The organism is Paenibacillus massiliensis subsp. panacisoli DSM 21345 (genome assembly GCF_000426545.1).
In the GTDB taxonomy this organism is placed as follows: domain Bacteria; phylum Bacillota; class Bacilli; order Paenibacillales; family Paenibacillaceae; genus Paenibacillus; species Paenibacillus panacisoli.
Genome location: NZ_AUFO01000023.1, coordinates 26,332 through 51,673, shown reverse-complemented (window position 1 = coordinate 51,673; position 25,342 = coordinate 26,332). Strand labels below are relative to the sequence as shown.

At 44.9% G+C, this 25,342-nt stretch carries 24 protein-coding genes; 19 read left to right on the top strand and 5 right to left on the bottom strand.

Annotated features, from left to right (window positions below; all coding sequences use genetic code 11):
* Positions 1–3 precede the first annotated feature (3 nt).
* Positions 4–756: a two-component system regulatory protein YycI gene (yycI, locus tag K331_RS0118470; protein WP_028591476.1), complete on the top strand. Its 753-nt coding sequence runs from the start codon at positions 4–6 to the stop codon at positions 754–756.
* Between the two features lie 4 nt (positions 757–760).
* Positions 761–1,567, top strand: a complete 807-nt coding sequence (locus tag K331_RS0118465) for an MBL fold metallo-hydrolase (protein WP_018883711.1) — start codon at positions 761–763, stop codon at positions 1,565–1,567.
* Here the strand turns inward: K331_RS0118465 and K331_RS0118460 are convergent.
* Positions 1,536–1,742, bottom strand: a complete 207-nt coding sequence (locus K331_RS0118460) for a hypothetical protein (RefSeq protein WP_028591475.1) — start codon at positions 1,740–1,742, stop codon at positions 1,536–1,538. The genes K331_RS0118465 and K331_RS0118460 overlap by 32 nt on opposite strands.
* Before the next feature lie 504 nt (positions 1,743–2,246).
* Between K331_RS0118460 and K331_RS0118455 the strand changes: the two genes are divergently transcribed.
* The gene (locus tag K331_RS0118455) at positions 2,247–3,356 is read left to right on the top strand and encodes a hypothetical protein (protein ID WP_028591474.1); all 1,110 of its coding nucleotides are present in this window, start codon (positions 2,247–2,249) and stop codon (positions 3,354–3,356) included.
* 482 nt (positions 3,357–3,838) lie between these two features.
* The gene (locus K331_RS0118450; RefSeq protein ID WP_028591473.1) at positions 3,839–5,077 is read left to right on the top strand and encodes a trypsin-like peptidase domain-containing protein; all 1,239 of its coding nucleotides are present in this window, start codon (positions 3,839–3,841) and stop codon (positions 5,075–5,077) included.
* Between the two features lie 101 nt (positions 5,078–5,178).
* On the opposite strand, the gene K331_RS0118445 is transcribed toward K331_RS0118450, so the two are convergent.
* Entirely contained in the window at positions 5,179–6,021 is an 843-nt protein-coding gene (locus K331_RS0118445; protein WP_028591472.1) for a DegV family protein, read from the bottom strand.
* A gap of 633 nt (positions 6,022–6,654) precedes the next feature.
* Here K331_RS0118445 and K331_RS0118440 point away from each other — a divergent pair.
* From K331_RS0118440 to K331_RS0118390, 11 genes are all read left to right on the top strand, one after another.
* A complete protein-coding gene (locus tag K331_RS0118440) occupies positions 6,655–7,521 on the top strand; it encodes a hypothetical protein (RefSeq protein ID WP_028591471.1) in 867 nt (288 codons plus the stop codon).
* Between the two features lie 164 nt (positions 7,522–7,685).
* Positions 7,686–7,853 carry a CxxH/CxxC protein gene (locus K331_RS31605; RefSeq protein WP_081750228.1) on the top strand — a complete coding sequence of 56 codons (168 nt, stop codon included), beginning with the start codon at positions 7,686–7,688 and terminating at the stop codon, positions 7,851–7,853.
* 505 nt (positions 7,854–8,358) lie between these two features.
* Positions 8,359–8,949, top strand: coding sequence for a GNAT family N-acetyltransferase (locus tag K331_RS0118430; protein WP_018883718.1), 591 nt, complete (start codon positions 8,359–8,361; stop codon positions 8,947–8,949).
* A gap of 292 nt (positions 8,950–9,241) precedes the next feature.
* On the top strand, positions 9,242–10,264 hold the full coding sequence (locus K331_RS0118425) for an AraC family transcriptional regulator (RefSeq protein ID WP_028591470.1): 1,023 nt from the start codon (positions 9,242–9,244) through the stop codon (positions 10,262–10,264).
* A gap of 61 nt (positions 10,265–10,325) precedes the next feature.
* Entirely contained in the window at positions 10,326–10,814 is a 489-nt protein-coding gene (locus K331_RS0118420; protein WP_018883720.1) for a DinB family protein, read from the top strand.
* A gap of 884 nt (positions 10,815–11,698) precedes the next feature.
* Complete coding sequence (locus K331_RS32975; protein WP_264177763.1) at positions 11,699–12,343, top strand: reverse transcriptase domain-containing protein; 645 nt, start codon at positions 11,699–11,701, stop codon at positions 12,341–12,343.
* Entirely contained in the window at positions 12,325–12,990 is a 666-nt protein-coding gene (locus tag K331_RS32970) for a reverse transcriptase domain-containing protein (RefSeq protein ID WP_264177762.1), read from the top strand. The genes K331_RS32975 and K331_RS32970 overlap by 19 nt, the downstream gene beginning before the upstream one ends.
* A 214-nt stretch (positions 12,991–13,204) precedes the next feature.
* Entirely contained in the window at positions 13,205–13,684 is a 480-nt protein-coding gene (gene rlmH, locus K331_RS0118405; RefSeq protein WP_018883721.1) for a 23S rRNA (pseudouridine(1915)-N(3))-methyltransferase RlmH, read from the top strand.
* Between the two features lie 541 nt (positions 13,685–14,225).
* Positions 14,226–14,693, top strand: a complete 468-nt coding sequence (locus K331_RS0118400) for a hypothetical protein (RefSeq protein ID WP_226383633.1) — start codon at positions 14,226–14,228, stop codon at positions 14,691–14,693.
* Positions 14,694–15,071: 378 nt separating this feature from the next.
* Positions 15,072–15,953: a hypothetical protein gene (locus K331_RS29905; protein WP_051289910.1), complete on the top strand. Its 882-nt coding sequence runs from the start codon at positions 15,072–15,074 to the stop codon at positions 15,951–15,953.
* A 374-nt stretch (positions 15,954–16,327) separates the two neighbouring features.
* Positions 16,328–19,051 (top strand): TrlF family AAA-like ATPase, encoded by a 2,724-nt coding sequence (locus K331_RS0118390; protein ID WP_404821510.1) that lies wholly within the window; start codon positions 16,328–16,330, stop codon positions 19,049–19,051.
* 5 nt (positions 19,052–19,056) lie between these two features.
* On the opposite strand, the gene K331_RS0118385 is transcribed toward K331_RS0118390, so the two are convergent.
* Entirely contained in the window at positions 19,057–19,266 is a 210-nt protein-coding gene (locus tag K331_RS0118385; RefSeq protein ID WP_028591467.1) for a hypothetical protein, read from the bottom strand.
* A gap of 177 nt (positions 19,267–19,443) precedes the next feature.
* On the opposite strand from K331_RS0118385, the gene K331_RS0118380 reads away from it, so the two are divergent.
* The gene (locus K331_RS0118380) at positions 19,444–20,400 is read left to right on the top strand and encodes an IS30 family transposase (protein WP_028591466.1); all 957 of its coding nucleotides are present in this window, start codon (positions 19,444–19,446) and stop codon (positions 20,398–20,400) included.
* Between the two features lie 96 nt (positions 20,401–20,496).
* Here the strand turns inward: K331_RS0118380 and K331_RS31075 are convergent, their stop codons facing one another.
* On the bottom strand, positions 20,497–21,084 hold the full coding sequence (locus tag K331_RS31075) for a hypothetical protein (protein WP_051289909.1): 588 nt from the start codon (positions 21,082–21,084) through the stop codon (positions 20,497–20,499).
* A gap of 336 nt (positions 21,085–21,420) precedes the next feature.
* On the opposite strand from K331_RS31075, the gene K331_RS0118370 reads away from it, so the two are divergent.
* The 3 genes from K331_RS0118370 (at position 21,421) to K331_RS0118360 (ending at position 23,920) form a co-directional block, all read left to right on the top strand.
* Entirely contained in the window at positions 21,421–21,699 is a 279-nt protein-coding gene (locus tag K331_RS0118370) for a hypothetical protein (protein WP_028591465.1), read from the top strand.
* Positions 21,700–21,994: 295 nt separating this feature from the next.
* Entirely contained in the window at positions 21,995–22,813 is an 819-nt protein-coding gene (locus tag K331_RS0118365) for an FRG domain-containing protein (RefSeq protein ID WP_051289908.1), read from the top strand.
* Positions 22,814–22,825: 12 nt separating this feature from the next.
* Entirely contained in the window at positions 22,826–23,920 is a 1,095-nt protein-coding gene (locus K331_RS0118360; RefSeq protein ID WP_028591463.1) for a DUF262 domain-containing protein, read from the top strand.
* 634 nt (positions 23,921–24,554) lie between these two features.
* Here K331_RS0118360 and K331_RS0118355 read toward each other — a convergent pair.
* Positions 24,555–25,283: a hypothetical protein gene (locus K331_RS0118355; RefSeq protein ID WP_028591462.1), complete on the bottom strand. Its 729-nt coding sequence runs from the start codon at positions 25,281–25,283 to the stop codon at positions 24,555–24,557.
* Positions 25,284–25,342: the final 59 nt, after the last annotated feature.

The following is a 25,342-nucleotide window of genomic DNA, read 5'->3' as shown; positions in this document are numbered from 1 at the left end:
GGAATGGATTGGAGCCGCGCCAAGAATGTATTGATCTTCACCTTTTTCCTGCTGAATCTGGTATTAGCCAATCAGCTATGGAATGATGCGCGGGAGACGGTCGGACCGAATCTGGATTTCACTTCACTGGATGTAGGCACACAGCAGCTGATGGAGCAGAAGAGCATCCAGGTGCTGGCGCCCATTCCCGGCGATACCCCCGAGCTGTCCAAGCTGTCCTATACGTATCTGAATGGAGAGGCGGGCAAACGTACAGAGCTGGCAATGCCTGTCGATAGCCGACTCATGTTCAACCGCCCAGAGCTGATTCAGGAGCTAGAGGACGAGATTCAGGATATCCGCGATTACGAATATGATCCATTGGCAGAGCTGGAATTGGATGTGCAGTACGGCGTATTCGTGCTTCATCCACTCGTGGAGAACCGCTATCCTCTGTTCAATGTGAATCTGGAGCTGTATTATAGCAATCAGAAGATACGAGCATATCGTCAGACACCCGTAGAGATGCAGTCCTCGGGAGAAGCAGAGAAGGTGCTTCCGGCCTCAAAGGCCTTGGGAAGGTTAATTGATAATTTTCTGCCAGCTGGTGCAACAGTCAAGGATATTAAGCTTGGCTATTACGGTAGTGTATTTAATTCGGACAACCAGGTGGCGGCACCCGTATGGCGCTTCACGCTGGAAGACGGCAAGGTCTATTACGTTCAGATGAACGGGGATGTCATTAGTCCGAAGACAGAACAAACGGAGGGGTTATAGTTACATGGGCATGTCATTTACGGTCCTGTCGAGTGGATCGACAGGCAATGCCACCGTCATCAAGAATGAGGATACTGCGCTAATGATTGATGCAGGACTCAGTGCGAAGCGTATTGAGGAGCTGCTGAAGGAGCGGGAGCTAACCGGTGAAGATCTGAACGGCATTCTGGTGACCCATGAGCATTCAGATCATATTAAGGGTTTGGGGGCGATTGCCCGCAAGTACAAGCTTCCCATCTATGCTAATGAGAAGACTTGGGCGGCGATGAGCAAGCATGTAGGGACACTTGAGGATATTCAGCGTGTCATGCTGGAGACTGGAGCTACGCGTGAGTTCGGCTCCTTGCGTGTCGAATCCTTCGCGATCTCGCATGATGCGGCCGAGCCCGTCGGGTATAACTTCTATGACGGGGAGTCAAAGCTAAGCGTGGCGACTGATCTCGGCTATGTGAGCGATAAGGTGAAGGAGGCCATCTCAGACGCAGATGTGATGGTGCTGGAAGCGAATCATGATGTGAATATGCTGCGGATGGGCCGCTATCCATGGAATATCAAGCGTCGAATTCTTAGTGATATCGGGCATTTGTCCAATGAGATGGCCGGAGCGATCCTGAGTGAGCTGTTAACCGGAGTTACCAAGCGCACATACCTGGCTCACCTGAGCCTGGATCACAATATGATGGATCTGGCAAAAATGTCGGTCCGTAGTGCCATGGAGGACCGTGGATGCTTTTATAAGGACACGGAATTCCAGCTACGTGATACGTATTATGACCGACCTACACCGTGGGATAAGGTGAGTGAGTCATGAAGCTGTCGAGCTCGGCAGCTTTTTGCTCTAGCTCCTCGCGGGTAATCAATCCCTTGTCGGCAAGCAGCTCGATCAAGGTGCTGAGCGCAAGGGTATTGCGGTAATGCTCGTCCTTCAGATCGGCTAGCTTGGCGATCATGTCCACCTCTTGTATGGCTGAATAATGGGATTTCATCAGCTTCCTCCTTTTTGAAAAATCCTCTTCCAACGACAGGGCTTGTCCAGGAAAAAAACAAGGTCTGTCCTGCTCGAAGAGCTCTGCTCTTTTGACCTATCGTATGTTACAATACAGGTACTTCACATAGATACACGAAATGATACGCGAGCTACGGAGCATTCAACAGTTCGAAATTCATGGATACAAGGCTTGGGTTGTTCAGAAAGTAGCCTCCCTACCCCTGTATCATGTGCTATGCGAGTCGCATCATTCAACAAGACAATAACAAGCTGACAGGAGGAACTGTGAAGATGGCTCAGGTATGTATGGAGTTATCCGAGCCAGTCCTTGTGTCTTATTTATATTCTAGTCCACATGGGTTGAAATCATTCCTCTTATATCTACTTCTATGCGATATTCTATTCCCAAAAAGATTGAAAGGATGGCCGTGGATGAAGAGAACGTCGCAACTCTATGTAATCGTATGTAACCCTATGTAACCCATTCAAGGGAGGTTTTGTAATGCAGGAGCTTGCCGAAGCAGGGAGTCCGTTCACACTACATACGCAGCAGCTTCCTACTGGCATGCTGTTCACGATTCGACCGATAGCCGATGAGGTACCAAAGTTATCCCTGCATCGCAGTTCATCTGACCCGAGCAGAGGAGAGGTCCAGCTATGTATATACGAGTATACGGCAGATGGACTTTACCATGTACATTATGTGACCATCGACCGGATGGGTCAGCTTCTACAGGTCCGACGTGAGCAGGAAGGAGTTCTGCCAGCCTTTTTTACTGCGCCCGACGGTACTCGTTGGGTCTCTCTCTCAGACACGCAGTCGGAAGGGGCTAAGGAAATCGTATTGCCGCTGGACGGACGTGAACGCATTACCAAGCGAGTGACGAGCAGAGAATTCCCGGTCGATGCAGATTTATCCGTGCCTGGCAGCGTGTTGCTCTATAACTATGATATGTTCAACAGCAAGAAACCCCCTAGACTGTGCAGTCTGGAGTTCAATGATGAGGGGCTCTATCAGAAGCGAAAGATTCACAAGATACCATTGCCTTCCACGGATCTGGTCCTTCGAAATGAAGAAGGAATTCACCTGCTCTATGAGCAGGAAGGACAACTGCAGCATAGCATTGTGAACGAGACAGGCGAGGTGCTCCATACGAGAAAGCTGATGACAGATGAATTCATAGCCTATCCATTGAGCATCAGCATGCACCGTGATTCGATACTGCTATCCTATGAGGATGAGCGCGTGCGACTTATGGTGGCAGATGCGACGGGAGCGATCATCCGCTACCAAGAGCTGCTCGGGCTGGAGGAGGGGCAGGTAATATACTCGTTATTTCGTCCGGTCATGCTTGATGATCAGACATGGGTGGTTCGCTTCACCTCCGAGCAGGGAAATGGCTGGTTCGTGATCCATGGGGAGGAGCTTAAAGCTTGTTATGTACGCTCTCGGAAGCGGCATGCTTATGTGGAGCTTCTCAGTCAGGGAGAGCTACCGGTGCCGGCAGAGGATATGATCATTCATGACGTCGTGCGCTGGGATGCGTCTACCTATGGAATGGTTATGTACTCCAAAGTGAATCCGAGAGAAGCATATGTGCTGATCCCTTGACATGCAGCTATAGCGAGGCCTCCAATAGAATGCAGGGTAGAAGTTATCTAATAGCTCTGTCATGATAGCTCTATCATGATGGATACCTCCTCTTTTTTCCTCTACCCAGTGCTTAATTCGACGTGTATGCTGATACGTATAAGTCTGATATAAACGCTGAATGACATCTGTTCTGCCTGAACACTTATGAGCTTGCAGACTATGAGCATAATGATGGGTTAAGAGAAAAGTCTGGTGACTTATTTTTCACAGAAGACAGCCTGTGTTTAGCTAATGTTTCTCGCAATAATTGTATTATTCAGCTTGGCTGAATACTTATACACTCTGTTATCCTAAAAAATGATAGACAACGGGCCGCTTGGGTGACCTGTTTTGTGGTGATTAATATAGTAGGTTGTTGGTTTGGTTAAGAGCATGTAGCTCATAAATTGTGGGAGAACAGGCGGGGCTCTGGTGTGTGAAATGAAGGGAAGTGGATCAGCATGGGGTTGTTTGACGATGATTTCTATTCGACAAAGGTATCGAGTCGCACGACAGATATCACTCCGAGCCAAGGACAGGAGCGGCAACAAAGCAGATTCACGAGAAGGCGCCGTCCACTGCCCACCTTGTATGTGGCCATCATTAGTGGTCTAGTGGGAGCTGTAGTGGCTGTGTTGCTATTTAGCTTCATCTCAGGTGTGCCTGGCAGTACAGCCTCCAGAGCAGCGAAAGACTCGAGCTCCAATCTGATGTCTGGTGATCCGTATGAGAGAATTGTGCAGGCTGCAGCCAAGATTCGACCATCGGTAGTCAGCATTGTGAATCACCGCTCAGAAGGTGATCTGTTCGCGATGCAGGAGTCCGCACTGGGTTCAGGTGTCATCTTCCGCCTACAGGGCGGAAAGGCATATATTATGACGAACAACCATGTCGTCGAGGGCTCCAATCAACTGGAGGTAGTCACCGTGGATGGTGAGACCAAGAAGGCGAAGGTCATCGGCAAGGATCGTATTACCGATATTGCCGTCTTGTCGGTGGATGATAAAAATATTCGCACGGTAGCCGAGATCGGGGATTCCAACAGGCTACGGCTTGGAGAGACTGTCATAGCCATTGGTAATCCGCTGGGACTGGGAGATACTCTTACCTCAGGTATAATCAGCTATACGAACCGTATTATTCCGGTCTCCATCAATCAGGATGGAGTCTACGATTGGGAGCAGCGTGTCATTCAGACGGATGCAGCTATTAACGAGGGGAATAGCGGTGGAGCACTGGTGGATCTGAATGGGCGCGTCATCGGGATGAACACGATGAAGATTGCGGATATGGGCGTCGAGGGATTGGGCTTCGCTATTCCGGCCAACGAGCTCATGATCACGGTCGATGATCTGATTGATGATGGCAAGATTGAGCGTCCTTACCTAGGGGTCTACACCGTTGATCTTGAGAATCCTTATGCTCCGCTGGATGAACAGCAGCGTAAGGAGCTGGAGCTGCCGGATCACGTGGAGAATGGGGTTGTCGTCTTGGAGTCGCATGGTCCTGCGAAGGAAGCAGGGCTCAAGCTCAATGATGTCATCGTCGCCTTCGACGGTGAGCCGATTGACTCTACGCTGGCACTGCGCAGATATCTGTATAACGAGAAGAAGATTGGTGATTCACTGGATGTTACCTTTTACCGGGCAGGCAAAGAGCAGAAGGTGACACTTCAGCTGAGCGATAAGCCGGAGGAATAAGTGCAGTGATCAAGTATTACCACGAATCATCGGGATACACAGGAAGAGGCCTATTCCGGGCGACCGGATAGACCTCTTTTTTGTGTGAGGATGTGTACGCTCTATGCAAAGTAGTATGAAAAGCCAATAGCTCCTGCTCCGGTATGTGTGCTGATAATCGGAGATGTGTAGTTAATGACCGTATCCGTGTAACCGCTGGCCTCGGCGATGGTGTGGTGGAGCGACTCTGCCAGCCGCAGCCCCTCGGCATGAGCGATGCCTGCGCCTTTGACTGTCTTGCCCTTGGTGTCCTCCAGCCATTGCTTGGTCAGGTATTTGACGACCTGAATGTGACTTCTCATATTGGTGGCAGGCACAAGCTCGCCTTCACGCAAAGCTGCGATCGGTTTAATTTTCAGCAGGGTGCCGATTAAGGACTTGGCCTTACCAATTCGCCCGCCCTTGACGAGATTCTCCAGTGTATCCACCATGACGAACAAGCGAGTATTACGACGGATCTCGTTCAAGCGGTGAATAATCTCCTCAATCGCTATACCCTGACGCGCCATCATGCTGGCCTCTACGACCTGGAAGCCCAAGGCATGGGAAATGAATCTGGAATCGACAACTGTAACATCCGTGTCAGTCATGGCTGCAGCCATCTCGGCCGCTCGGACAGTACCACTCATGTTGCCGGTCATATGAATGGATAAGACCGTATAGCCTTCGCTCCCCAAGCGATCATACAATTCTACGAATCGGCCCACAGCCGGCTGTGAGCTGGTTGGTAGCGTAATCGCTTTCTTCATTTGTTGGATGAATTGGGCAGGTGTAAGGTCTACACCATCCAGGTAATCGGTTCCGTCGATGGTGAACGATAGAGGAATAATCTCGATGCCATACTCCCGGATCAGCTCTGCGTCTAAGTCCACGGTTGAATCGGTTACCACTTTAATTTTGGTCATTCTACACTCTCCTACTTCACTTCGTGAGCCAGTGCTATGCTTATATACTGTCCATAAGTCCAATCAATGAAGCTCGCATGGGATCTTCCGCAAGTCACTTGTTGGGCTATGTCTGAGCCGTCTAATTTCTACTATATATTGCACTACCAGCGGTATTAATCAGATTATGAAAAAGTGCTAAAATATATGGTTATAAATGTCTGGAATGGCTTCTATATCAGCAAGACAGAACATGTGCAGCAGCATGAATCAATTGGCTTTCGTCTAGTATAAACGCTGGGGAATACGCATTCAAATAAGCTCCCTTTCTGGATGTGAACAGCGTGTGACAATGTTAGGATTTGACGGCAGGTAAAATTTGTTATAACATTCACTTAATATAATTAATGGAAGCATGATGATGGTGTTTGTTGAAGTAATCAAGGGATGTTCCGGGGAAGTCTATTCACTGGATTAGGTAGCATTAGCTCTGCACCGTCCTAGCTGCATCATGAAGTATCTCTCTATTAAGCATAGGATCAAGAATCGCTGTGTTTGCTGCTGTATCTGGCTCAACTATCATTCATCCTATAAGTAACAGGTGTTCATCTGGCGGCTGACTAGGATGGTAGTGGAGAAAGGGTGGATGGAGACATGATGGGATTGAACTTAAGTGAGCTCAGAGAGTTAGATGGATTCGAGAAGCTGCTAATGATGGCCTATTCCTTGAAGAATTGGGAAGAGGTCGTGGAGATTGCAGATCAGATGTTCAGGGCTGTCCATGAGACGCTGGGAGATTTGCGTACAGGGTATGATCTGGGCAAGTCTCGCACACTTCCGCGTACGAAGCGATCATTGGTCTACTATTATGGCTATAGCCTGATGATCAAAGGGATGGCTCTACGTCGACTGGGTCGTGTCGAGGAGGAACGAGTATGCATTCAACATTATCAGGATCTGGGGTGGCTGGTAGCTCTGGTCTCTGAGGGCCAGAAGGATGCAGACGAGCTTAGAATTCTGGCAGAGGGCAATCGGTATGCGCTGGATATTCTTCAGAATCAGTGGCACATCCTGCCTCAATACGTCAAGTACATGGAGGCCAATCCTCAAGAGACGGTGCCTGTGATCCGTACCATACTGGAGGCAGCTATCAAGCATGAATATAATGTAGATGCTGTGTTAATCCGCTTCGAGGATCATCTTCATCAGATTGACCTTATGGACACTTCGCTCAAGATGTCCCAGTACACGACTGTGCTGAATCTGCTCATGCTGTACTATTTCCACAATGAGAATTACGGCAGAGCGATCGATTATACATTGCATACGCTGGAGCTATTCATTCGCTATAATGAGTCCGTTGGCTTCCGGAAATGTGTAGCTTTCATGGAGTCATTCCGTACACATGCTTCACCAGTACAGCTCGAACGATATGCTCATCTGCTGACATCACTATTGTCACGGGAGCTTGATGAGGACGATGGTGTTGTCTTCGACGGCCAAAGGCTGCGAGCATTATAAAGTCATTAAAGCAAGCTGGGATTCGGCACCAAATTGGTGCCGGGTCTTTTCTTTCTGGGGCAGGTATGGTAGAAATGAGAGGTAGCAGGTTGGCATGGCTGCCACATATCTGTAATGATGTGCTGCTATGAAATGAGGTATGGAATACAGAAAGGGATGCTAATATGTACGTCGTATGTAAAGAACACTTGGAGCAGGCACTGGATGACTTTGTGGATGAATATGAGGATGCCCCGGACGTGGTCGATCTCAAGGAGACGGAATTCTCCGATTGGGACCCTCCTGTTCAATGTGCACATTGTCAGAATAAGGGCGAGTATCTGGTAGTATGACGGGCCGTAGCTAACGGCGAATTGGGATGGTTACAGGCGAGATGAGATCTATGAATGAGGAACGGTTCATATAGATAGAAGAAGATATAAGCCAGCGTGTGGAATGACGAAGGGGAGCGTAAGCAATTACGCTCTTTTTGTTCCATAGAGGCTGGTTAGTGCCTTGACTAGATCAAATAGGAGTGTAGAGTCACTCCAAGCGGGGAGTCCTGTCGACCACTGTTAAGCTTGCTGTTCTTTTGACCAAAGTTGATAAGCAGATGAACAGCAAGCTTAAAGGCGGACACTCCGTTTCTCTAGGACTTCCCCGCTTTCCGCTAACGATGTTCTATGTAGATCATTAAAACCCGAAACCTTATTTGGTCAAAGTACCAGGCTAGGCAACTCACTTTAGTTGCTAACCTGAGGTGCTGCCTAGGTGAGGGTCTGCTCGGTATGCATGATGTTATAATTCAAACATACATAATAAGTTATAGATAAATCCACAAAAGCGGGGGAGAAGCAAATGGAAGCAGGAGCACTGGAGTGGCGGGAGTTCCCGGAGCTGGAGACACCTCGTCTGCGGCTACGTCCAATCACGGCGCAGGATGCGGAGCCCTTGTTCGGCATATTTGGATCGGAGCAGGTCATGCGTTATTACGGACGTCATCCCATGATCGAGCTGATGGAGGCCGAGGAGATGATTGAGCGTTTTCGGCTGCTGTACCTTGAGCTACGGGGCATACGGTGGGGGATTGAATTGAAGCAGGAGCGACGGTTGATCGGGACTGTGGGCTTTCACTCGTGGGTGCATGGCTACCAACGGGCAGAGCTCGGTTATGAGCTGGAGCCGGTTGCACAGGGACAGGGCTACGCGACAGAGGCGGTAGAGGCTACGATCTCCTATGGCTTCGGGCCGATGGGACTGAATCGAATTAGCGCACTCGTCTACCCGGATAATGAGGCTTCGGCCCGCTTGCTACAGCGGATGGGTTTTCGGCTGGAGGGGCTACTGGAGCAGTATGCGTTATTTTGCGAGCGCTATGAGGACCTGCATATGTTCGGATTGGTGAAGCAGCGGTGGATGGCGGAGTGTGAAGACAAGCGGATTGGTTGAAGGAGTAATAGAGCGCTCAAGAGAGCGAAGGAAATGAAGAAGAAGTATAAGAAATTATTAAGAGAGAAAGTAAACTTAAAGAGAGATAAAGAGAGATAAAGAGAGATAAAAAGAACTCAAGAGCGATAGTGAGAATTCAAGAGCGATAAAGAAAACTCAAAGGAATTTATAAGAATAAAGGAATATAAAAAGAATTAAAAAGAATTAAGAAGAAGTAAAAGTAAAAATAAAAGGATTAGGATACCAGGTGTATTTTATGGGCGTATGATCATGATTTTGGGAGGGTGAGCACATGGATTACAGGCTGCATTCGTTATACCGCCCCTTACAAATCAATGGTATGGTCACGGGCAAGGGGTATGCTGAATGCCACCCTTCTGCTTCGTTACTCCCGTATGTGGCTTGCTACTGGGAATCAGGCGCTCATGAGCAGCTTATGAATGATTTCGAGCAGTTCGCTGAATGGATTCATGGTAGTCCGCAAAGGCAATCGGCTCCAGGTGAAGTTTACCAACGAAATCAACAGGAAGGCTTGGCTGTATCCGCGAGGGTCCTGCCTGACGGCTGCTCGGATATTCTGTTGACCTACGACCCAGTCAGGGAAGAGCTGGACATGTCGTATTGCGGGAATTATACCAAGCCGTTTGCGTTTCATGAAGAACCTGCTACAGAAGTAGATACAAGGAGTAGGGGAGCGGGCTATACGTTTGGGGTGCGCTTTTTTCCAGGAGGGGCTAGGGTCTTCCATGGTATATCTCTGGATGAATTCACGGATCAACGGATACCACTGGAGCAGTGCTGGCCAAGAAGTGCAACGGAGCTACGCGAATTGGGTGAACGGATGCTGGAGACAACAAGCTTCCGGGAACGTGCTCGGCTCATGGACACTTACCTGAATAGCTGGATCAGCAGTACACTTCTGCATGGGCATATGGCTGAAGGTGACCTCATGAAGAATGTGCTGCATCGTATATTTACGAGTGGTGGGCAGACTAGCATTCAGGAGTTGGCTGCGCAGGAGACGGTCAGTGAACGGCAGCTGCATCGGTACTTCAAGCCGTGGCTCGGCATTAGCCCGAAGCGCTTCAGTGAGGTTGTGCGCTGCCAACAGGTGCTGGCCTCTATACAGCAGGGACATATCCAAGACTGGGCAGAGCTGGCTGTGGCACATGGCTTCTTCGATCAGGCGCATCTGATTCGGCATTTTCGTGCCTGGTATGGGGCCACCCCCGGTGTAGCTGCTGCTGAGCATAAGCAAAAATTGTCCGTTATGTACAATACGTCCCGTGCTTATTCGGGTACACTACAAATATAGATTGTTAGACAAGCTGTACAATACGATCCATGGAGGATCGATAACAAAGGAGATATGATAGATGAGTGGAACTTTTCAAATGCGAGATCATTTGCTGCAGGAGCTAGAGACCGGAGTGCGTACAGGAGCCGAGCTGATTCGTCGTATCCGTCCTGAGGATTGGGCCTATCGACCGCAGGATAATATGAGGTCTTTACAGGAGTTAGTGCATCATTTCGTACAGATTACCGCCTCTGATCTGGTCATTATGCAGGAAAAGGGTGAGGCAGAGGTTGGCGAGGTGGAGAATCGTCTGTCGGGGCAGGATGATCCTGAGCAATTGGCGACAATTTTGCGGAGCAACTTTGAGGGCTACAAGGATTATATCGTGTCGCTCAGCGAGGAGGATCTGCTTAACCGTTCGACCAAGGCGTTCTATGCAGAGCATGGTCATCTACAGGCACAGTGGCAGATCGAGACACTGACGCATGTATTCCACCACCGTTCGCAGCTGTACAACTATCTGAAGCAGTTGGGGCATGAGCTACATTTTTCGATGCTGTATATGTAATCTATATAAATTGAACAGAAGTGGTAAGAGTTCGGGTTCGTGCAACTGCGGTGAACGTTTGAACCTCCGGCCGCTGTTGTCTCCAGATTTCTTTCATGTAAACGGCTTATAGCCGTAGAAATCCAGAGACAAAGGCGTTCGCTATCGCTCCTCCAGTTCCAAACTTCCCCTCCGTTGCTCATTCCCTTTCTCAATTTTACAGGTTCAATCTATATAGAGGATTTAATTCGTAGCTGAGTTATGTGGCTTATTACAGTGCGCGATAAGCAATTTGATTATGTGCGTATGTAATGTCTGGGGTATGCAATCGCAGACTATTATGAGGGGCACCTATTGGTGCTCTTTTTGCTGTGTGGCGTGCCCAGCTAAGCACGCATCTTCTAGCCGGTGGAAGTCCGGTCGTGGGAGGGGCCAAGCCCCCACGTAGCTAGGATACTTGCGTATGGCGAAATCTGTGCGTAAAAGCGTATCGACGAAAGTACCTGACAGAGACAGGGCGAGCAACATGTCAGGCCGTAACATGAAGTGAATCCTGCCGCGTCGTCAAAAAGGCCTCGCAAGAGGGAAAAGAGGAAGCCGAGTCCCGCGCGCATGGACGAAGGCCAAGGAAGCTGTAAGGAACTTGGAACAGCAGTGAAGAATCCTCCGGCGTATGGGGAGCGGCATGGTATGAAAGAGGATGCAGTGAACTGGGGAGACCCTCCCCTGCACGGGATTTTTTTTTTGTAACCGTAAAAAGACGATCTATAAACCCGAAAGGTGAAATGAACCGTCTGCAGGAAGGGAGTCCGAGGGGCGAATAGTACCGAAGAACGCAGGACAACACAACCTGCGGGAGGAAAGGCGCCCTACTTTGTTCATGTTTCTTAAGGAGGTACGAGTCAGTGAATGCCAAACGGCTAACGACACCCAAGGAAAACGTTCAACAACTCCAAGAGAAGCTAGGTCATGCGGCCAAGGAGAGCAAGAAGCGAAGATTCCACGCGCTGTACGACAAGGTCTACCGGATGGATATCATGTGGGAAGCATGGCGCAGGGTGAGAGCGAACAAAGGATCGGCAGGCATCGACGGTGAAACGATGGCTGACATTGAAAAGCAAGGAGAACATCTCTTTCTGCATGAATGCCATCGACTGCTGAAAGAAGGCAAATATCACCCACAGCCTGTCCGGCGGCAATACATTCCGAAGAAAGACGGGAAACGAAGACCGCTAGGGATTCCAACCATTCGAGACCGCGTCATACAGATGGCAACAAAACTAGTAATGGAACCAATCTTTGAAGCGGACTTTCAGGAATCCTCATTCGGATTCCGTCCGAAGCGAAGCGCTAAGGAAGCGCTTGAGCGTATCCGAAAAGCATGCAACCGCAAATGGAATTGGGTGGTCGACATCGACATCCAAGGCTACTTCGACAACATCAACCAGGAGAAGCTCATGAAACTGTTGGAAATGCGAATCAGCGACAGGCGTATCCTGAAACTGGTGCGGAAGTGGTTAAAGGCGGAGTCATGGAAGAAGGAACGATAAGGCGCTCGGATGTAGGAACACCGCAGGGCGGGGTGATCTCTCCGCTACTGGCGAACATCTATCTGAACTACTTCGACATCCTGTGGGAACGGCATGGTAGCGGGATCGGAGAACTGACGCGATACGCAGATGACTTCGTCATCGTGTGTAGGACGAGGAAAGACGCAGATCGAGCGCACGAACTAGTACGCACGATCATGGAGCGACTGGAACTTACGTTACATCCGACCAAAACCCGCATCGTCGGCCTCTGGACGGGAGAAGAAGGCTTCGACTTTCTTGGCTTGCACCATCGCAAGACGAAAACGGAAACGTCGAAGGGAAAGGTGTACTACACCACCCAGCAGTGGCTAACCCGAAAAGCAGAAGAACGCATCCGGGAAGTGATAAAGGAAAGATTGGCGCCGCCGAGTATGCGACATAAGTCATTCCAGGAACACGTAGAATGGCTGAATCCGAAGATTCAAGGCTGGCGGAACTATTACTACACGGCCTACAGCCAATTGAAAATGGCAAAGCTGAATTGGTACATCTTACTGAGACTCGCAAGGTGGTATGCGAAGAAGCGACAACGCTCAGGCTGGATCAACTCGATCCGGGAGGTCAGATTCTTGTCTACACAGTATGGACTCAAATCGCTATTGTAATCTGCATGCGCATGAATGACGAACATCGGAAAGCCGTATGAGGGAAAACCTCACGTACGGTTTGATGAGGAGGGGCTGGGTCTCACGCAGCCTTTCACTCTAGATGAGGCCTGCGGTTAGGGTAAGAGCCTTGAGGCTTGGATACACTTGGACAAGGTAGACAGCAGACGGTATAGTATACGTATCTTACGTGAACGGATTCAAGGAGGAAGCTATGCTGGTTGAAATTATTGGAGTAGGTAAGCTGAAGGAAAAATATCTGGTCGATGGCATCAATGAATATGCCAAGCGGCTGAAGCCATATATCAAGTTCCAGATCATTGAGGTACCGGATGAGAAGGCTCCTGACCATCTAAGCGATGCCGAAGTGCAGATTGTAAAGGATAAAGAGGGCGAGCGTATTCTCGCCCAGATCAAGCCGGATGCGCATGTGGTGGCTCTAACGTTGGATGGGAAGCTCTGGAGCTCCGAGGATCTGGCCTCCGAGCTAGACAAGCTTGGTACCTACGGTACGAGCCATGTGGTGTTCGTCATCGGTGGGAGTCATGGTATTGCTGATGCGGTCCTACGGCGGGCTCAGCAGAAGCTGTGTTTCGGGCGCATGACGCTCCCACATCAACTCATGAGGCTGGTGCTGGTGGAGCAGGTGTACCGGGCGGTGAAGATTAATCGAGGTGAACCATACCATAAGTGACGGCTAAATTTTTAGACAGCAATCATTCAAGAATTTTGCATCATCGCCATTGCGATCAACCAGAAGGGACATTTGAGTATTACTGACATTAGGGAAGGCATGTCGTTTGATAAAGTGGTTATTATTGTGGAAATCGTAAGGCTCCGATCAATCAAACAGTAAGATGGTCTGCAATTTTAAGGGTTCTGGCGATCTGAACCCAGCGGGGTACTGGTGTTACAAGGTGGCAGGGTGCTTATGAACGCACTGTCTGATTAAGCAGTTGGTTAATAGAAAGGATTTGAAATGGATGGGACAAGAGGTAATCGCCTTGGTATGCGGCACATGCAAAAGTTTATCGGAGCGCGTGAAGATGGAGAGTGAGCTTTTTGATATCGTTGGCTTCGAAAATGATATTATGGAATGGTCTGATTACGAAAATAAAGTCCCCCCGCTAGATGACCCCCGTTGGATGCGGTCAGATCGCCCTCCTTTGCAAGGCCAGGTTAGAACAGTGAAAGTATATCATCCTTTCCATATGATGATAGGAGAACCCTTTTGGATGTTGTATACCCCAGTATCCTCCAGCCTTAATGGATGGGATTCTCATCCCGAAGAGATTGAGCAATCCTCTTTTGTTCGATGCTCCATCGAACGTGTACTAGAGCGGAACGATTATAAAGCGTGGTTGCGAGTTAAGGTTTTAGAGGTATTGATGATTAAGGATTACAATATGCGTTTTCCGGTCAGAGATGGGAGTAACGGGTACTTGGGGGATTTTGAGATGTTCGGAAAGCCCTATATATTCAATTACAGGGATTGGTTATTTATAAGTGCTGGCGCACAAGGAGATCTCGGCGTATGGGGACTCGTAAAACGAATGGATAGTCAGTACCATATGCTAGTATATGGAGACTGGGGCTTTCATAGGAGTAATGCTTTTGGAGGCAATATCCTACTGCCTAAGCATCAGATTAAGGGATGGATTGAGCAGGCAATGCAGAATGATCGCTACGAGACGGTAGAGTAATAGGATTATGTTGGGAATCTGTGTTACGCTCTATCCGTTTTAGATAATGTAGATATGCCCTTTGAAGGAGATTTGTGACATTTCTTATGACTCAGGGATCGCACAAGCCCATATGTACTGAGGCGGCTGATTGTTTCGTAGCTCTAGTTCCAGCCTTGTCTTACGGGAAAACCATCCTACAAAGGATGGCCTTTAAAACTTGCCGCCACAGATAACAGGGAAAACCATACCATAAATGACGGCGAAAAAATAAGTGAAAAGTTCGCCTCGCCATATATTCGCCCTATTCCCAGTCTTCTTAATCAGTGATAATTACTCTAAAGGGTAGATGAGCATTATAGACAGTAATACTTTTATGAAACAGGGGGCGGGGACGTAATGCCTTTTACACACCAAATCAAGATTGACTTTCATAGAGATTGGGCCAGATTACTAAAACATAATATTGAGTTACAAGGATATAAAGTCAGTCAAGGGACATCGGACGAAAATATAAGCTTACAATACTTCAATTTACAACGTCGTTTGGTTACACCTGTCCCGAGAGAGGTGTTATTCTCTAATAACTTTACTTGTCCGGTTCAGCTTCAAGCTGGTCTGGATTCTGTCGTAGAGAAAATAGCCAAAGGCGAGTCTATAAAATCTAATTTAAGTAAAAAAATCGTGAATCTAGAATATAACGATGATTTATTGAATGATTGGGGAGTTTACCACCTACATTTGGGGACTTCTTTAGACAATGAAGGATTTGTCGAGCGTACAGGCCCTCTGCTCTTGGCAAGGTTCGACAACGATAGAGCATATTTAATTAATGTCATGCCACACGGAAGTTGGACTAAAAAAGAAATAATTACTACAGTTCATAAGAATTGGCCAGAATCAATAGCTCAATTTAAGATGAAGATGTCAAGACTAGAGAAAGAGATTACAGACGAGGATCGAAAAAGCTTGAGAAGGTTACATACTATTACGGCGGTAGAGGTGGGGGATGGAGTTATCTATGGCCCTTTAGGGGGAGGCTATACAACTTCAGGATTGAATGCGGAAGTTCTTCGAGTAAGCGATTTTTGTTTTAATCAACTTAGTCTTTATGAGATCTGGATAAAGGAAAATATATCAATTTTGAGAAAAGAGTTAAAAGATCTGAATGCTAACTTTGGGGCAGTATTAATCTTTTCACTTGAAGTTATAGATAATATAGCCTACGCGCTTGAAATTGTCTCAAAAGTTCGTTTTAAATTAGGGCCAGTGCTACCGTAATAAAAATGATTTATGATATATCTGTACCGACTAACCAACTACATCGCGGCTGCTCACGCGCCGACAGGGGGGCTCTCTTTTGGCCGCTGATTTATTCGCACCATATGATGCGTTGGACGCTGTTGGAGTAGATGTATCGGGCGATTAGATTAATCGGAGGGACAGTGTCATAAGTGACGGCGAAAAACTGGTTTTATTAAGGAAATATAAGCGTGAAATGCATGCCTCTGATACTTTATTGGGCCCAGAGGTTTTTTAGTTGTCTGTACCCACAATTTTCCATAATATGATATGATGTTGGAAGGGAAATAAGCAAGAGAAATTAAACATACAGTCTATAAGACCTATACATATTAAACGGAAGGGTGTTTATGTTGATTTATCATGGCGCAAGATGGTGGAAATTTGATTTCCATACACACACTCCTAAATCCATAGATTACGGAAAAGGATCAAATTACACTGTACTTCAACAAAGAACTCCACGTGAATGGCTTTTGGATTACATGGGAAAAGAAATTGATTGTGTCGCCGTGACAGATCATAACTCAGGGCATTGGATCGATGTATTAAAAAATGAATTAGCTACTATGCGAGAAGAACAGGTTGAAGGTTTCAGGGAAATAACAATATTCCCAGGCGTAGAGATTACAGTTCATGGGAATATCCATCTTTTGGCTATATTTGACCCGAGCGAAACTTCTGAACATATAAGCAATTTACTTGCCAGATGTGAATACTTTGGTCAATCGGGGGACTCCGACCAGTGCACTAGAAAATCTTTCAATGAGGTTGTTGAGATAATTCTTCAAATGAAAGGTTTACCTATTCCGGCCCATGTAGATACAGTAAGAGGATTATTTGTTGAAGAACAAGGAAACTCGCTAAGAACATGTTTAACAACTGATGGGCTTCTTGCTATTCAGGTATGTAATATTAATTACAATAAACCACAAATTTATATTGACTCTAAGCTAGTATTTGCTGAGATAGCTGGCTCTGATAGTCATCATCCTGATTCGGCAGGATCGTCTTTTACATGGGTGAAAATGGAGAGCCCAAACTTAGAAGCACTACGCTTAGCATTACATGATGGCGAAGATGGTATTATTAGAAATGATGTCTTAACTACAAATCCGAATGACGTCAGAGAACGATTTTATATTCAATCAATAGAGGTAACTAATGGGGCGAAAGCAGGAAGAGGCAGAAAATTAAACATTAGTTTTAGCCCTTGGTTAAATACAATTATTGGCGGAAGAGGATCGGGAAAATCCAGCATCATTGAATATATGAGGCTCCCCTTCAATAAGGTTAATGGTCTACCTGAGAAAATTGACGAACAATTTATCGAATTTAATAAGATTCCAAAAGAACGTGGTAAAACAGGGATGCTTACCGATTCCACAGTCATTCGTGTGCAGATGCACAAGGATGGAAGGGAGATTGCTCTTAAGTGGGAGAACAATAAAATTATCGAGGAACAACTTAATGAAGACGGAGTATGGGAAAGGAAGGTAGAAAGTAGTAATATAGACTCTCGGTTTCCTGTTAGAATATTTAGTCAGAAGCATCTTTATTCTCTAACTGAAGATCCCAATCATATATTAAAAATTATTGATGAACAATTTGACAAAAATAGCTGGATAGAAGAAAAAGAAGAGTTAACAAAAAAATGGATGCAGTCCCGCGCTAAACAGAGGGATTTGAAATCGAAAATCAGTGAAAAAGGGAATATAAAAGCGGAGCTTGAAGACACCTTGGCAAAAATGAAGGTTTTTGAAGAATCGGGATATAAAACTCTGCTTGAAGAATATCAGAAAACGCAAGCAACTAATAATACAATCCTTAACTCAGTATCAAAAGTCGATACATTTATGGTCACACTTAAAGATATTATTAAGGATGCCCCGCCCTATCTCTTTGATGAAGAGTGTTTTTCTTCACTAGATAAAAATTCTATAGATATGTTGAGAGTTCAATCAATAGAATACGAAGCGATTAAGAATACATTAGTTCAATTGGTTTCTAGAACAAACCAATTGATTGAAAAAACAAAGGGAGTTGTAGACTACATTCCCTGGCAACAAACAAGGATGGAGAATGAACAAAAATATTCAGAGTTTGTTCGTAAATTAGAGGAACAAGGGGAAAAGAACCCTAACGCTTATGGGGAATTATCTTCAAAATCACATCTTCTTCAGCAAAAACTTAAAGATATTGCAGCCCTTGAAGAGCAATTTACAGAACAAGACAAAATAGTAAAGCAATATTTAAACGATATTCATGCACATGAAATCCAGTTAAGAACACAAAGAAATAATGTAATTAGTCGTTGGCAAGGCACAAATTCTAGTGTAAAGATGTGTCTTTCAATAATGGGTGACCTCGATAACGCAGAAACGAGCTTTCGTAGCTTAATAAGAAGACCTGGGACAGAATTTGCAAGAGACATACTTGAACGAGATGATGAAGGGAACCCAATAAGAGGGTGTTTGTTAAACATAACAAATTCCACATCTGCATGGGAATCTAGGCAAGAATTAATAATTAGACTTTTAAGGGCAAATGAAGAGGAGAGTCAAAACTTCAATAAGCCTTTTGTAAAACATCTGACATCTCTAAAGATTAATACGCCAGAAGACATAGATAGACTATTTGTTTGGTACCCTGAAGATAAAATCAGTTTAAAGTTAGTTACCAATCGTAAAGAAGAAGATATTGAAACGGGCTCTGCCGGTCAAAGAACTGCTGCAATGCTTTCCTTAATGTTATTATTAGACGACTCACCAATAATTATTGATCAGCCAGAAGAAGACTTAGATACAAAAAGAATTACTGATTTAGTGGTTACTGAATTGAGGAGATTTAAAACTAAACAGCAAGTTATTGTTATAACTCATAATCCGAACATTCCTGTTAATGGTGCAGCCGAGAATATAATTCAAATGAACTTTGAAAATGGACAGATATATAATCAGGTAAGCGGAGCACTACAAAAAAACGACGTTCGTGAAGCGGTTTGTAATATCATGGAGGGAGGGAAAGATGCATTAGATAAGCGTTACTTCAGGATTTCAAGAGCAATGGAAAAATAAAATACTTATACAGAGATATATAATCTATAGATTTTAACTGGTGTTGAAAATGCAGATATAAGATTTTTGTTTTCCTCTTTGTAAGCAGTATATAAACCATCAAGGGGTGAATAGAATTTCTCTGCTTTTTCAAGACTGTCCCATAAAGAGATGTGAGTCGCCATTTCCTTTTGCTCAAGAGATTTAATTTCTTCAATAGACATTTTAATGAACATATATGTCCTCCTCGATAAATGTTTATTAATATATTATTGATTTGAATAAAGATATATTCATGACGGATTGTAATATGAAGTGCGACACCTACTGGAAATAAATAAAAAAGGGCCCATGGCCGGATTCGTGTAGAATGAAGGTTCCTACACCACGCATTCACACAAGGAGAATCCACCATGAGCTACACACATCTTAGCATAATCGAGCGCAGCAAGCTAGAAATCCTCCACCAGCAGGGGAAAAGTACCAGAGCGATTGCCAAGGAACTTGGCAGACATCATGCCACCATTGGCCGTGAACTCCGCCGAAATGCAGCAGAACACCCGTACTGCGCGGAGAACTCGCAAGAGGGCTATGTCCAGCGCCGTAAGGCGTCAGTTTCCGGAGGTAAGTGGAATCTAGAACTGGCGAGTCGCATCGAAGAAAAGCTTCAGGCGACCTGGTCTCCGGAGCAAACCGTAGAGCGATTGCGTCAGGAGGGTCAAGCGATGGTATGTTTTAAAACGATCTATCGCTGGCTGTATACAGGCCGTTTGGTAAAAGGCGTGCTTACGGTTTTACGGCACAAAGGTAAACGGCAGAGACCTGCAGAGACACGCGGCAAGTTCGCTGTGGGTAAGGCCATCTCTCAGCGTCCGAAAGTGGTTCGTTCCCGGGAGACCTTCGGCCATTGGGAGCTCGATACAGTCGTCTCAGGCCGTGGGAAAAGCAAGGGCTGCTTGGCCACGTTTATCGAACGCAAAACCCGCTTGTACACCGCCATTCGGATGCCAGACCGTACCGCGTTGTCCATGGAGATTGCCTTTGGTGTAGCGGCCTCACAGTATCCTACCCATGCATTTCAAACCGCTACCGCAGACCGTGGCAAGGAGTTTGCCTGTTACGCCAGCTTGGAAGCTACTCATGGCGTACAGGTGTATTTCGCAGATCCGTATTCCTCCTGGCAACGCGGCTCGAATGAGAATGCCAACGGCCTCTTGCGAGAGTTTTTCCCCAAGGGGACCGATTTCGCGCAAATCACGGATGAAGCTCTGGAAAACGCTCTGCACTTGATCAACCAAAGACCACGTAAATGTCTGGACTGGAGGACCGCTCACGAATCCTTTTCAGAGGAACTGTCGCACTTGGCTTGACAATCCGTCTCATAAAAAACTATTTTGATATTTAATATCACGCCTTCACCGTGCCCAACCCAAGGGAGAACGTCATCATAAGCGTTCTCCTTTTCTTCATACACGACCTTCCATTGCCTCTCTTGCGATCTGCTGCGCATAGGCTTCACCCAAGCCAATCGATTCGTAATAAGCTCGTGTCACATCCTCCATGCGCCGGATCACGGCATCATGCTGCTCGACTGGAATGAATTGTAGAATCGCCGCTGTGATTGCCTGTTCACGCGCATCCTCACGAAGCTTGATTTCCTCCAGCCCATAGTACGTATAACCTCCGGTTGAGCCATTGGTGAGCTTGTGTTTCATCTCCATAGCCTTAATGGCGGTGGCAGGGCTAATCACTTCCATTTTGCTCAACGTGTCGAAGCCCTTCTGAATTACTTCATCAAGTAGCTCCAGATCGTGTCGGATGCGTTTCGGGGATTCCTGTTCACGCACCTGTTCCGTCGCGTTCGCCATAATCTGCTTGGCTCTCGCACGATCTTCGCGGCGGTTCACCTTGTTCTGTTCGCCGCCCTTCTTTGAAGCCTCTTCCAGCGCCTTCCTTAGTGAGTCCTCTGTCTTCGGTTGAAGCAGCTCGTTGGTGAGATTGTTTACTACGCCTTCCCTGCGCCGCTTCATATAGGTGTACATCTCCCATTCCATTAGCCCATTCCTCCATTCCCCGATATTCGGATTCGAGTAAAGAATAGAGGAGGAGCGGGACTAATTACAAACTTGACTTCGGTGAACGATTAGGAAGGATTTATGGAGAACTTCCCTCTCTGCTTCCGCTTACGTGGTTTTTGGCAGTAGTTCGTTAAGCCCAACTTGCAGGCTTAAGAACTCCAAAAACGCAAGTCACTTTGAAGCTCGGAACGCCGCCTCGCGAAACACTTAGGTGTGAAAAATAGAGTAAACAAGCTTAAGTTTTGTTGGAACAAAATTGAAGTTATTTCCATAGTCGTTTATAATTACGCGAGAGAGAGGGGAGTAGACACTATGATCACAGGAAGCAGAAGTGATATGCTTGAAATCATATTGGATTTAGAGGGTTCTATTAGAGAATGGTTAGTGGCAGAGCGTACAACCAATGATAGAATTATTGGTTACCGTGAAAGGATGGCCAAGTTCGGCGCTAAAGAATATTACGAAAGGCAGATTCTTGAAGAAGAGGAACTGCTAATTAAGGTACAGGATACCCGCAAGAAAAGGGAGTCTTTTTTAGAGGAATTAAAAAAATCGTACAATAAGCAGTATGGAGAGTCGTTTCCCATTTAAGGAGATCCAAGGAAAAGGCCATATGTAACCAATTCAACCGATTGGGTATATATGGCCTTTTATATGCCCTAAATGCTGATAACCAAGATGGCTTTTTAAGATTATAGTATCTAAATTGGTAAAGCATTTGGGAACTACGCGCCCGCAGAGCATTTTTCGCCGATAGACCCGTTAAGCTGACCGTACCACAAGTAGGGCGAAAAATTAATGTTATGCTTTCTTAGGGAGCGGGACTAGTTACTTTATATATGTTAAAATGTTCCTTATACTAATATTTCTTAAGGAGAGCATCTAAATGACGAATGCCCCTGCTGCCCCTGTAAGCAATCAAATTCAAGAAATCAGAGTAGATTCTATCTCAGGATTTGCTGAAGCATTATCATCAATTACTTCAGAAGGCTTTAGCTTTTTTAGAGGACAGAGTTCGATTAATAGAAGCCTATTGCCCTCACTTTTACGGTTGGATAAATTTGATAACAGAGCGTACAGTGATACTTGCGATCAAAACTTTATGATCCAATTCAAATCACGGGCAGTTTCGTATCTGGAAACTGTTCCGAACGATGACTGGGAATGGATGCTGACAGCACAGCACTTTGGACTTCCAACAAGACTGCTAGATTGGTCTCAAAGTGCATTGGTTGGTTTGTTTTTTGCTGTTGAAGATGACAGATATACTTATGAAAACGAAGAAGACGTTCCTGTTGTTTGGTGCTTAAACCCCTTTGAATTAAATGCTAAAGCACCCTTCACGATTGAAGATGGAATTTTAAGTTTCTCCCAAAATTCAAAAGCTTTTATTCAGACAGGTCTTGAAGAGTTTTACGGTATTGGAAAGAGAAAAGAACGGATTGTAAATCCAATTGCAGTTATAGGGCCTAGGAGTAATAATCGAATAAATGCACAGAGGGGTGCATTTACCCTTTTTCCTTTGAACTGTCAGGCTATGGAGGATTATGTTGATGCTAATCGTTATTTGGTAAAGATTATTATCGATAAGGATAAAAAGCAGTTGATAAAAAAACAATTGTTTGATATGGGAATATCGAAAGTGAGTGTTTACCCCGAGCTTCAATCAATTTCCACAGATATATTGTACGAATATAATTCTTAAGGTGGAGTATTCATGTCTAATATATGGGAAGTAAAATCGACTTCTGATTCCAAAAAGCTACAAAGTGTACGTGAAGAAATAGAAGCAGGTATAAAAGGGGAGGGTGGGATAAACTTGGACCCTGAATATCAGCGGGAGTATAAATTTACTGAGAAAGACGAGAGTTTACTAATCGAATCAATTTTAATAGGCATACCTATTCCCGTTATTTATCTATCTTCTGACATCACTAAAGTGCCGCACATAGCTAATGTAATTGATGGCCAGCATAGGTTACGCGCGGTATATCGTTTCCTAACTGATAAATTTAAATTAAAGGGTCTTGACCATTTAAAAGATTTAAACGATCGCAAGTTTACTGAACTTCCGCCAGAGACTCGTAATAAACTTCTATTCCAATCTCATTTAACTTTTGAAAATATTCATGTTCAAAACAACCCTAAGCTTGAAATGGAGATTTTTAAGAGATATAACCAAGGCACTCATCCATTAAGTAAGCAGGAAATACGTCATGCAGTCTATAGAAGTGAGTTTAATATTTGGTTTAATAAACAGATAGATTCTTACTTAGAAGATGTTAAATTAAAGGAAATTTATAATATTACCAAAACCAGATACGCTGACAAGTCAGTTCACGAGTCATTGTATATAATGGCCTCAATTCTTAAAGATGGTTTGAAAGAAGAGTATGATACATCGCCTCAATATGCAGAAAATTTTATGAAAGAGGCCGCAGAGCAAAATAATGATAAAACACTAATAGCCTTTTTTTCAAACACACTTGGAAAAGTGAACCAATTCTATACAAAAGTTTACGATGAACTTTCGATTAAGCATCCCTTATCCAAGGAGATCTATGGAGTCCAAAGTAAAAATCAATATTTACAAACACCAATATTGATGATAATATCTGCTTTTTTAAATATACTTATTAGCGAAGAACATGATCTAGTGTCTGATAGAAACTTTAGCAGGATTGTTTCGAGCATATCTGATACTTTAAAAGTATCGTATTTGGAAAACTCACTGTATAAGGGCTCAAATACAAGACCCTCATTACTCATTGAAACCAGGGACAAAATGGTTTCGAACTTTAAAGGGGATTAAAAAAATATTATATGAAGATAATCATACCTTTTGATTATCTTTATTTGTTTATTTGCTGAATATCCATTAGCTGAACCATACCATAAGTAAAAAAGTGTTTAACGGAAACAATAAAGGAGCATGTCACGACATGCTCCTTTCGTATTTTTCGCCGATAGCTCCGTTAAGCTGAACCTTATCACAAGTGACGGCAACGGAATTTGAAAAATTTAAGCAAATACATGCTTGCCTGTGACTGAACCATTTGCTTTTTGAATTCTGCTGTAAACGTACGTCGTTGTTGTTTTGGCATTGTAGAGTTCCGCTCCTTCACTTGATAGGTTTATTCTACAACCCCTTATTTTTTCTGACCAACTAAGTGTAGCCGATCCGTGATTCATTTTCTTGCCAGAAGAGGGAAAGTAAAGTCAGTACAAATATTTATGAATGTTATTCAGAAAAATCGTCTCTAGCCAAGTAGAACTAGAGACGGATTATTATCTCAGTTATGCTACTCTGAGTTTATAAAGGCTTTGCTCGCTAAATAGCAAAACAATAAACTCAGGTGATAAAAGGACATAGTATTTGAAACTAACTAAAAAACAGCAAACCGTTCTCATTATAAAAATTTGAATAGTAGTATCTATCTTATGCCTTAGTCACGGCTCCCGAATGAACCCACATATGTAAGAATATCGCTATCAATAATTTGACTTGGAGTGACAAAAGCTTCTTTATTTGGTGTATAGTAACCTATAATATAATCTGTATTATAATTCCCATAATAGAATGCTTGCCATATAAATTTTGAGCAGTAATTAGGATTAATGGTCTTAAGTTGGAAGTTGTCCCAAGAAGCCCAAGGAATATAGTAATTTGTTACTGAAGAATAATTATCTTGTGCCCAATAAGCTGCATTACGGCCATGAGTGGCTCTATAGACTGCAATTGATTCACCAGGATCATGTCTTCTTTGATAATTATAAATAGTATCTCTTTTTCCACCTTCTCCTTGATTTTTATCGGTTACAGGATTAACATGATAAATTCTGTAGTCAGGTCCCATGATTCCAACATGCCCGACAATCTTTGTACTCCCACCAAGCGCTTTGGAAGAATAAAGGACATCTCCAACTCTGACTCTAATATTTGTTCCCGGATATGTTGAATCTGGATCTAATGCTGAAGGTGAAATTCCGTAAGTGTCATCAGTGGCACTTACAGGAGGGTAGACTTCATCAGAGAAATCCACTAAGGAGGAGAGTTCATCTGAAGTTCCTACCAAAGGATAAGCTTCAGAAGCACTTGCAGAAGTAGAATTCATAAAGGTCCCTAGAATAAGAAACAAAAGTAAAAAATGAAGAAATAATTTTGATGTTTTCATCACAAACAATTACACTCCCTTTCTATTGGATTTTAATTCCAATTATATACAAAATAAAC